General features: G+C 48.6%; 8 protein-coding genes. 4 read left to right on the top strand and 4 right to left on the bottom strand.

Annotated elements, in window-relative coordinates; translation table 11 throughout:
• Window positions 1-21 precede the first annotated feature (21 nt).
• Genes JF818_RS12215 through JF818_RS12200 form a run of 4 tightly spaced genes read right to left on the bottom strand, consistent with a single transcriptional unit; the run spans window position 22 to window position 3,642 of the window.
• Window positions 22-246: a PHP domain-containing protein gene (locus JF818_RS12215; protein ID WP_233067626.1), complete on the bottom strand. Its 225-nt coding sequence runs from the start codon at window positions 244-246 to the stop codon at window positions 22-24.
• A gap of 18 nt (window positions 247-264) precedes the next feature.
• Entirely contained in the window at window positions 265-1,152 is an 888-nt protein-coding gene (locus JF818_RS12210; RefSeq protein WP_198892276.1) for an FAD binding domain-containing protein, read from the bottom strand.
• Complete coding sequence (locus tag JF818_RS12205) at window positions 1,136-1,687, bottom strand: 2Fe-2S iron-sulfur cluster-binding protein (RefSeq protein ID WP_198892275.1); 552 nt, start codon at window positions 1,685-1,687, stop codon at window positions 1,136-1,138. Before JF818_RS12205 ends, JF818_RS12210 begins: the two co-directional genes overlap by 17 nt.
• Window positions 1,684-3,642 carry a molybdopterin cofactor-binding domain-containing protein gene (locus JF818_RS12200; protein ID WP_198892274.1) on the bottom strand — a complete coding sequence of 653 codons (1,959 nt, stop codon included), beginning with the start codon at window positions 3,640-3,642 and terminating at the stop codon, window positions 1,684-1,686. Before JF818_RS12200 ends, JF818_RS12205 begins: the two co-directional genes overlap by 4 nt.
• Window positions 3,643-3,753: 111 nt before the next feature.
• On the opposite strand from JF818_RS12200, the gene ligA reads away from it, so the two are divergent.
• The 4 genes from ligA (at window position 3,754) to JF818_RS12180 (ending at window position 8,928) form a co-directional block, all read left to right on the top strand.
• On the top strand, window positions 3,754-5,859 hold the full coding sequence (gene ligA, locus JF818_RS12195) for an NAD-dependent DNA ligase LigA (protein ID WP_198892273.1): 2,106 nt from the start codon (window positions 3,754-3,756) through the stop codon (window positions 5,857-5,859).
• Window positions 5,860-5,921: 62 nt separating this feature from the next.
• The gene (locus tag JF818_RS12190) at window positions 5,922-7,220 is read left to right on the top strand and encodes an aminotransferase class I/II-fold pyridoxal phosphate-dependent enzyme (RefSeq protein WP_198892272.1); all 1,299 of its coding nucleotides are present in this window, start codon (window positions 5,922-5,924) and stop codon (window positions 7,218-7,220) included.
• Complete coding sequence (locus JF818_RS12185; RefSeq protein ID WP_198892271.1) at window positions 7,211-7,591, top strand: winged helix-turn-helix domain-containing protein; 381 nt, start codon at window positions 7,211-7,213, stop codon at window positions 7,589-7,591. Before JF818_RS12190 ends, JF818_RS12185 begins: the two co-directional genes overlap by 10 nt.
• Window positions 7,591-8,928, top strand: coding sequence for an ATP-dependent 6-phosphofructokinase (locus tag JF818_RS12180; protein WP_198892270.1), 1,338 nt, complete (start codon window positions 7,591-7,593; stop codon window positions 8,926-8,928). Before JF818_RS12185 ends, JF818_RS12180 begins: the two co-directional genes overlap by 1 nt.
• The last annotated feature ends 454 nt before the right edge of the window (window positions 8,929-9,382 follow it).

The following is a 9,382-nucleotide window of genomic DNA, read 5'->3' as shown; positions in this document are numbered from 1 at the left end:
CCTTCTAATTCCTCGGCAGCATCAGATGTTTCTAAGAGACAGATCCTTTGCAGCGTAATAGAACCGCAGTGCGCCGAACATGTTCCCATGGTCAGTGATGGCCAGGCTCTTCATCCCCAATTCTTTGGCTTTTTCCATATAGCGGGGGATCGGGGCTGCTCCATCGAGCAGGGAAAAATCGGTATGGTTGTGCAGGTGGATGAAGGTACTCTGCATCTCGGTGGATACTATTTCAGACTCAGCCATGTACATATGCTCCAAGCATCAGGAGGAGAGCGTCTGGGCGTTGAGTTCGTGCAGGAAGGATTCGAAGATTCTCCTGGCACGCTCAAGCTGTAGTTCGCTTATCGCTCCATGCATTTTTCTTAATTCAGATACCAGCTCATAGGAGAGCGTATTGACCCGTTCTGGATGAATCGGGAGGGTCTGCCCCGACAATTTCGAAACAAGGTCCTTGCTGATATGATAGGCCTTGTTTGGGAACGTCGTGCAAAACTGCACCTTGGAAATGGTATTTTGTGCACGGGTTGCTTGAAACGCAACTATAACACATTCGTCAGTATTCCGGATAGGGTCTTCAACGATAATGAACCGTTGGAAATCACCATATTCGAGCCCAATGCGAATTCTTGTCAACAGGGCTTTCTGTGGGCCGAGCAACAGCTTCCCATCTTTGTCGTAGAGCTTGGCAATCGGGATCCAGTGGGTCGTTGCCTTTCCCCCTTGGTAGTATTTTACCTCGGCGTTTGCATCGAGAATGGCCAGAGTCGTTGACAACCCAAAGCGAATATCAGGGACACAGAGGCTTCCCCCTATGGTGGTCTGCCTTCTTACAATCTGGGAGGCCTGGCTTTGCAGGGTTTTCTGGAGAATCTCAGGGAGGACCAATTTTCCTGCATACAACAACTGACTTGCAGTGACCATTGCCCCGATTTCAACGAAACGATCATTTCTGGTGATGCGTTTGAGCTCCTCAAGCTCATCAAGGTTGATGATGCCATCCTTGATCTCGCTAGGATAGTAATCCTTTTGGCTCATCAGATACGTCCCACCTCCCCAGATGACAGCTTGGGGATAGCGATGGGCTATGGTTGCAAATTCGCTCAATGTCTTGGGGGTATGGATGACAGGAGACCTAATGCCTTCGTACACGTTTACGCCTCCTATAGGTGAGGGCTATCTCAACAATCTGTAGTAATTCAGCCATATCCATACACTGGCATGTATTCAGACTGAGTTCTTGGATAATTGCTTCCTTGTCCAAGGGAGCCTCATCATTTTGACCTCCAGCAATGGGCAGGTTGTTCCTTCCAAATGTACGGTTGCGCGTACTATTGGTCATCTCTTGCAATATGGATTCAATGATCAAGGTCTTGGATGCATAACAATTGGGACACGGGGTGTTCCCTGTGGCCTTGTAGGCACGCTCAATGTCTCGGTAGAGACGTGTTTTCTGGTAACTGTCAAAGGTTTTGACTGTAGCCTCCCTGAGACGGAATGCGGGAATGACGCAGGAGAGTGTTGCCTCGTCATTGAGAAGGACAATGCAGTTTCCGCAGGCCTTTCCCCTGCAGTGGCTATTGATGCTGGTTATCCCTACATCCTCCATAAGAATGAGTGAGAGTGGCTTGTTTGAGTTGACTGAGAGGGAGAGTGCCTTCCCGTCTATAGTGCATTCTATCTTCATACATTACCTCTGAGTGCCTCAAGCAATGTCTCTCCGTCTACTGGGATTTTCCCGACCGGATAACCAAGGGCTTGTTCAAGGGCTGAGATAAACGCGCTGGTGATTACCCCTTTCAAAGCACTGGTGATTGAAGAAGAGATCTGCTGGCCTTCATCTTTTATGGTGATCTCAATATTGAATGTATCGCTATGGCTCAAGAGTGCTCCTGCCTCCCTGAGTGTAGTGACGATTGTGTGGCGGATCTTGCTTCTTAGGCTCTGTTCATCAAACACCCTGGAGAGGGACACAGCACACCACACTCTTCTTACCAGAGGCTGTAATGTGACTGAGTCAATCTCCAACTCCAAGGCAGTTGCCACCCAGCTATTGCTGAGAAACATCGATCCTTTCATACCTGGTTGTTTCGGGGAGAGCACACTTTCACAGATGGGAAGTGGTTGGACAAATCGTTTCTCCTTGATCTGATTACAAGCTTTCTGAATCTGTTGAGGCATTCTTCCACTATTTGCTGTCAGTACAGAAGGCCCGCTGTCGAGCATCTCTTTTTGTTCCTCTACAAAGGTGATGTCGCTTTTTGAAACCTGCAGTTCCTCACTGATGATCTGCTTCCAGATCTCGGCGCTTGATCCGATGGTATAGAAAGAGGTATTCACTTCGACCTTGTTGTTTGGGTTGAGGGTGATCTGTACAGGTTGTTGTGGTAGGGAACGGCATTCACTGCTGAATCCGCTTATTCCTGCTCCACATGCGAGCGCAACCCCTCTGCTGTAGTTGAAGAAGGTCGAGAGTTTAACACGCATCTGGGCCTGCATCTCATAAGCGGCGTTTTTCCTCTGGAAGTCGCTGGAGTCGCTTACTGTGGTTATGAGTTCCTTGAGTTTTGCATATTTATCTGAACGGATGACCTGGCTGTGCGAGGTACTCTCTGAAGCAAATTTCAACCGCCAGGTGAGGGGATTGTACCCACTGAGTTTTGCCAGGGCACTATAGTGGGATTCTGTTGAGCAGAGTGCATCACTGTAACCCAGATCCCCAAAGAAGTGGGCTGGTCTTTTTCGAGAGGTGTTGAATGTAATGGATATGCTTAGCGACATCAGGCTATACAGCGGTACCAAGCCGGCAATCAGTTGATTGGCCATCTCATCACTGAACAGCGAAACACTTCCTTGGTCGACTACTGCCTCGATTGATTCAGCTTGGGCTCGACCGTCGCTGAAGAACCAGGTCTTTCGTTTGATGGTAAGGTCTGGGCGTATGCTCTCTGCATTGATAAGGATCTCGACCGGGCAGTTGCCTTTCAGGCAGGCAATGGAAGCAATGGCACACATGGTGCTCGGTGTGATGAGCATCTCATCATGTGGGGCAAAGAACGGTTCTCGATGGATTACAATGCGGCGTTTGGGAATACCTGTAACATCACTGACGGTCTCCCTGACATGGCTTGGCCACTGTGTAGGCGTGGTGATATGCAGGATGTCATCCTCAAGCACTACACTGATACGGGAGAGAGTATTACTCTCATAATTGCTCCCACTATATCGATAGGTACGCTCAAGCACCTCCAGCCCTTCTTCCTTGATTGCTTCCTCCATGTTACCGAATTGGAAGGAGAATGGTTTTGTTTCCACTTGTGGGGAAGTCTCCTCACCACTGGGAAGCTGGTAAGAGATATTGATCTCCTTGCTTTTAAGCTGGACAGACTCAGTGTCATATCCAAAGAGGGCAAGAATGGGTTGGTGATGATAGGAGATGACCGAGGAGGTGAGCAGGGGAGTGGAGGCATCAAGGACGCGTACACGATTTGTTCCCGGGATATCCCTGGTGGTGACCAGTACAAAGTTGTTGTCCAATGTAGGTAGTGAGATTTCCTCTATTCGGCCGGCATCGACCGATGAGGTGACGATGTAGCCGTGAAGGGTGGTCACCTTGCCTGTCGATGATCGTTTTTCTGCCATGCGATGTTCCTCTCTCGAGTATGAAAGATACCATGTCCAGCCTTCGAGGGCAATGAGAGAAACCACCTACTCCGCTTGCAAGGCAAGGGTGCAAGCCGTACAATTGGGACTATGAATACCCATGAATCATCACACCTCGATGAGGTTCGTTCCCTGATAGACCAGCTTTCTCGATACCAGAGGGCTTATTATGTTGATAACCAGCCCTTGGTAAGCGACACAGAGTATGACCGTCTCTTCGACCGGTTACAGGATTTGGAGAGCCGGTATCCCTCCCTACGTTTTCCAGATTCCCCCACCCAGAGGGTTGGCAGTGATCTGGATGCAACCTTTCCCGAAGTGCAACACACCATCCCGGTGCTGAGCCTTGACAAGGTATATGCAGATAGTGAATTACTCTCCTGGATTGAGCGAACGGAAACAAAGGTTTCCCGTGATCTTGGGATTGTCATCGAGGAGAAGATTGATGGCATCTCCATTGTGCTCTATTACGAGGAAGGGTATCTGGTACGGGCTGTAACTCGAGGCAATGGAACCATCGGAAATGATGTAACGGCCAATGTGAAGACCATTGCTTCCGTTCCATTGCATCTGAGTGAACCGGTAACGGTGGCCGTTAGGGGTGAGGTCTACCTTCCGAAGGACAAGTTTGAAACGCTCAATTCCCTGATGGAAGTGCCCTATGCAAACCCAAGAAACCTTGCTGCTGGAACCATTAGAAGGATCAAGAGCAGTGAAGTTGCTAAGGTGCCTCTCCAGATATTTGTTTATGAAGGATTCTGGGATGGGGAGACTGAGATCAAGGACCACCTCTCCATTCTCAGCAAGCTGGTTCACTATGGGTTTCGGGTGAATCCAAACTTCGGTTACTTTACCAAATCTGCAGAGAGGGCAAAGGCTCAACTAAAAGAGGCCAACCTGGATGGGATTGGTGGCAGCTACGAAGATATCGCCAATTATATTCAGCACCATACCAACAGACGATCTTCACTCGGGTATGAGATAGATGGCCTGGTGGCCAAGGTAAATGAACTTGAGGTTCGTATTCAACTCGGTTATACAGCCCATCATCCACGATGGGCGATGGCCTACAAGTTCGAATCTCCACAGGCTCAGACAACCTTGCTCTCCATTGATCTGCAGGTTGGGAGAACAGGACGGGTTACCCCTGTTGCGCGGGTAAAGCCTGTTAAGGTCGCTGGTTCCACCATCAGTAACATCACTCTTCACAACCAGGATTACATCAATATGCTGGAACTCGCAATCGGTGATGTGGTGGAGATTTCCCGAAGAGGGGATGTCATCCCAGCTGTAGAGCGGGTGATTGAGAAGAATGAGGACTCTGAGGGAGTCTATACGATGGATCCCTTCTGCCCTGTTTGCGGCACGGGTTTGGTACAGAAGGGAGCACACACCTTTTGTCCCAACCCCCAGTGCCCTGCGCAGGTAAGGGGTCGTATAGAGTTTTTTATTTCCAAAGGTGGAATGGATATCGACAACTTCGGTCCTGAGACGGCAGCCGTTCTTATTGAGCAAGGAGTCTTGCAGGATATCCCGGATATCTACCGGATTGATTATAGAAAGGTCCTTGGTGAGTTGAGTGGGTTTGGGGAGAAGAAGATTCTCCTGCTTGAAAAGGGCGTTGAAGAATCCAAGAAAAGGAGCTTCACCCAGGTGCTTATCTCCTTGGGTATCCCTGAGCTTGGAAAGAAAGGTGCCCAGATCTTGATCGAGTCAGGCCTGGACAGCATGGAAAAGCTCCTTGATGTAGCCAAACGCCAGGATGTGGAGCGGCTTACCAGTATCAAGCAGATCGGGGAGAAGAGTGCAAAGCTCTATATCGATGCATTGAATGATCCTGCGATGCTGGAACGGATTGCTGCGTTGGCAAGTTTCGGTTTGGCAATGGAGGAGAAGGAAGATGCACATGCCTTGGTGAATGAGAGCTTTTCTGGCCAGGTGTGGTGTGTTACCGGCTCCTTCGAGCACTTCAATCCTCGTTCCAAGGCAATGGATGAGGTGCTCAAGAGGGGTGGAAGGACAGTCAGTGCAGTAACAAGCAAGACAACCCACCTGCTCGCCGGTAGCGGCGGGGGAAGCAAGCTTAAGAAGGCACAGGAAATCGGGATAACCATTGTGGATGAGCCAACCTTCCTTGCCATGTTGGATAAAGGGGAAAAGAAGCAGGAAGAAATACAAGGCGAATTCTCTTTTTAGGGTCGTTTTAGTGACATTTCTCCAGAAAACGTATATACATACCCATGACTGGAGGACAGAATATGCATGTACTAGCTAAAGAACTGAATGAGACGTTGCAGGGAACCATCGTCGACGCAATGCTCTCCGACGTAGGACGAAGGATGTTTTTCCCCAAGGGGGTCGTCGCCCAAAGCGCCGAAGCCGGCAAAAAAGCCACTCGGTTCAATGCCACTATCGGGATGGCTACATCCGGTGGGCAACCGATGTATTTGTCGGACATTTATCATCAGTTTACTGATAACGCCTTCAAGCCCTCCGAATTGTTTTCCTATGCACCAGGTGGCGGGGATCCCGCTCTCAGGGCCTTATGGAAAGAACAGATGATTGTCAAGAATCCAACCCTGCAAGGAAAGACCTTCAGCCTTCCGGCTGTAACCTCAGGATTGACACATGGACTGCAGATGATGGCTCAGCTTTTTGTCCAGGACGGAGACACCTTGGTGATTCCCAACCTTGCCTGGGATAACTATGAGCTGATCTTTGCTCATCAAACGGGAGCCTCCATCAAGACATTCGACCTTTACACAGCTGAAGGTGGATTCAATGTGGATGGTATGCGTGAAGTATTGGCCGGAATCCCCGATAAAAAGGCACGCATCCTACTCAACTTCCCCAACAACCCGACTGGATATACCCCAACCAAGCGTGAAATGCAGGCTATCGCAGAGGCCCTTATTTCGCTTGCTGAAGAGGGGATGAAACTAATGGTGCTCAGTGATGATGCCTACTTTGGGCTCTTCTTTGAGGATGACTCGGCCAAAGAAAGCCTGTTCTCTCTGCTTTGTGATGCCCATCCAAATATTCTTGCTGTCAAGTGTGATGCTGCGACCAAGGAAGATATGGTGTGGGGTTTCCGTATTGGGTTCATTACTTATGGGAGCAAGAACCTGAGTGAAGAACACTATGATGCCTTGAACAAGAAGACATTGGGTATCATCAGGAGTACCGTTTCCAACTGTGACCGCCCTGGTCAGAGTATGTTGCTCAAGGCAATGCGCTCTGGAGGGCATTATGAATCTGATAAGTTGGCAGCCAAGGTGGAGATGGAGAGACGCTACCGTACGCTCAAGGAAGCCTTGAAGAAGCATGAAGGTAACGATTTACTCAAACCTCATCCGTTCAACAGTGGGTACTTCATGGCATTTGATTGCAAAGGAAGTGCAGAGCAACTACGCAGGCATTTACTTGATAACTATCAGGTTGGATGCATCAATATTGCCGATGTTACCCTAAGACTCGCCTATTGTTCGGTAGAATGTGATAGAATAGCTGAACTGGTGGATATCGTGTACCAGGCGGCAGGAGAGGCATGGAACTAAAAGCGAAGCTCTACCTCGTCGATGAGGAAGGCAACAAATTCATGGGAATCGGGGTGCTGTGGTTGCTCGAGCAAGTTGAGCAGCAGAACTCGTTGCGCAAGGCAGCCTCTGCTTTGGGCATCTCCTACTCGAAGGCCTTTGCCATGGTCCAAAACCTGGAAAAGGGTCTTGGCGTTCCCGTCCTCAATCGACGAAAAGGTGGAGCCAACCGTGAAGGTGCGACACTGACGGAGTTTGCTTTACAGTTTCTTGCACTATACCGAGAATTCAATAAGCGGGCCAAAGGGAGTCTTTCCACTCCTTTTTCCAGGTTCAAGGAAGAATTGGGTTCGCTGCTTGAAGAGTATGATGAACATGGAGGCGAGGTCTAATGAATAAGAAGATGGATTTTTCCATACCTAGTCTGGGAGTAGCAAAGATTTCCTCCCCGATTATCATGAGTACATCCCAGAATGATGGGCAGGCTGATTATGTGGATGATAGTGACCATATTCTCTATGGCATCGATACTGATATTGATAAGGATGGCCATCCAGTCCCTCGCCATGAGGAGACTGTAGAGCTTGCCGGTCCACGCTCCAAAATTTACTTCAACCCTGCCCATGTACATGCGGCAATTGCCACCTGTGGTGGTATCTGCCCAGGTTTGAATAATGTTATCAGGGCTGTGGTTCGCTGTTTTTGGTATCGCTATGGGGTCAGGAGGATCAGTGGTATCCAGTTTGGTTATCAGGGCTTGCTCGAGAACAGCCCCTGGCCCTTGATCCCCCTTGATCCGGATGTTGTTGATGACATACAGGAAAAAGGTGGGACCATTCTTGGCTCTGCTCGTGGTGGTGGAAAGCAGGTTGAAGAGATTGTCGACTCCCTGGAGCGGCTGAACATCAATATTCTGGTCACCGTCGGAGGAGATGGTACACTCAGAGGTGCATGGGAAATTTATGAAGAGGTCAAGAAACGAGGATTGAAGATTTCAATCATTGGGATCCCGAAGACCATTGACAATGATCTCTCATTCATCCAGAGCTCCTTTGGAGTGGATACTGCTGTCCAGATGGCTGTTCCTGTAGTGCGTAGTGCCCACGTGGAAGCAAAAAACTCCATTCACGGTATTGGCTTGGTTAAGGTGATGGGACGTGAGTCTGGCTTTATTGCCGCCCAGACAGCCCTCGCTCAGAGTGACGTGAATTTCTGTCTGATTCCCGAGAACCCGTTTGACCTATATGGACCCAATGGATTGCTCGAGCATCTCAGGAGAAGAGTCCTTGACCGTGGACATGCGGTTATCCTGGTCAGTGAAGGGGCAGGGCAGGACTTGGTTCCTGAAACTGGAGAGAAAGACGCCTCTGGGAATGTTAAGTACCATGATATTGGGGTATTCTTGAAGGATAAGATCATTGAGTATTTCAAGAATGAGGGCATTGAGACCAATGTGAAGTACATTGATCCTTCCTACATCATTCGTAGTGCTTCTGCTGATTCCTATGATTCCATTTACTGTGCTCGTCTCGGAGCTCATGCCGTACACGCAGCAATGGCAGGGAAGACCCAGGCCTTGATCGGTTTGCTTCATAATCGATTTGTTCACCTACCGATAAGCTTGGCGGTTTCCAGCCGCAATCATGTGGATCTGGAAGGTTCCTTGTGGAGGGATGTACTGGAAAATACCCGCCAGCCCCTGTCAATGAAGAACTTCAATTTCGACTAGGCAGAAAACCATCAGGAAAAGAGGGAGGCTTTCTTAGGCTTCCCTTTTTTTATGCTCCAACGCAAGATGTGTTCCATGCAACAGATTTTCAAGACAATATGTAAAGAATTTTTACAAACCTTGGATAATTTTTAGAAATTGTGCTGGTTTATGACATAACTTTCTATCCAGTAATTAAAAAGAAAGTTAAAAAAATGTAAAAACTTCAAAAACCCTCTTGATTAAAATATTAGTTATGTACTATTGTCTGACTCAGAAAGAGAACGACATGCTTCTGCACCCGTTGGGTCGGTTAGCAACGAAATCGGATTTTTTCTAACCTCCTTTTGTTCCCCCTAGGGTTTAACCTCCTTTTCCCTGGGGGGTTTTTCTATTTGTTGACGCCTTCTGTTAAAGAGCGTATCATCTGCGAACAATGACAATACCAACTATCAATAAAACTGTTTTTTAAATA

The organism is Sphaerochaeta sp. S2 (genome assembly GCF_016406725.1).
Taxonomy (GTDB): Bacteria; Spirochaetota; Spirochaetia; order Sphaerochaetales; family Sphaerochaetaceae; genus Sphaerochaeta.
Note: the sequence above shows the minus strand (reverse complement) of the source record. Positions and strands in the feature narration are given on the sequence as shown.

Bases quoted from the DNA above. Each gene is read 5' to 3' on its own strand.
- JF818_RS12215 (WP_233067626.1), bottom strand. From the start codon at position 246: ATGGCTGAGTCTGAAATAGTATCCACCGAGATGCAGAGTACCTTCATC.
- JF818_RS12205 (WP_198892275.1), bottom strand. From the start codon at position 1,687: ATGAAGATAGAATGCACTATAGACGGGAAGGCACTCTCCCTCTCAGTC.
- JF818_RS12200 (WP_198892274.1), bottom strand. From the start codon at position 3,642: ATGGCAGAAAAACGATCATCGACAGGCAAGGTGACCACCCTTCACGGC.
- ligA (WP_198892273.1), top strand. From the start codon at position 3,754: ATGAATACCCATGAATCATCACACCTCGATGAGGTTCGTTCCCTGATA.
- JF818_RS12190 (WP_198892272.1), top strand. From the start codon at position 5,922: ATGCATGTACTAGCTAAAGAACTGAATGAGACGTTGCAGGGAACCATC.
- JF818_RS12185 (WP_198892271.1), top strand. From the start codon at position 7,211: ATGGAACTAAAAGCGAAGCTCTACCTCGTCGATGAGGAAGGCAACAAA.
- JF818_RS12180 (WP_198892270.1), top strand. From the start codon at position 7,591: ATGAATAAGAAGATGGATTTTTCCATACCTAGTCTGGGAGTAGCAAAG.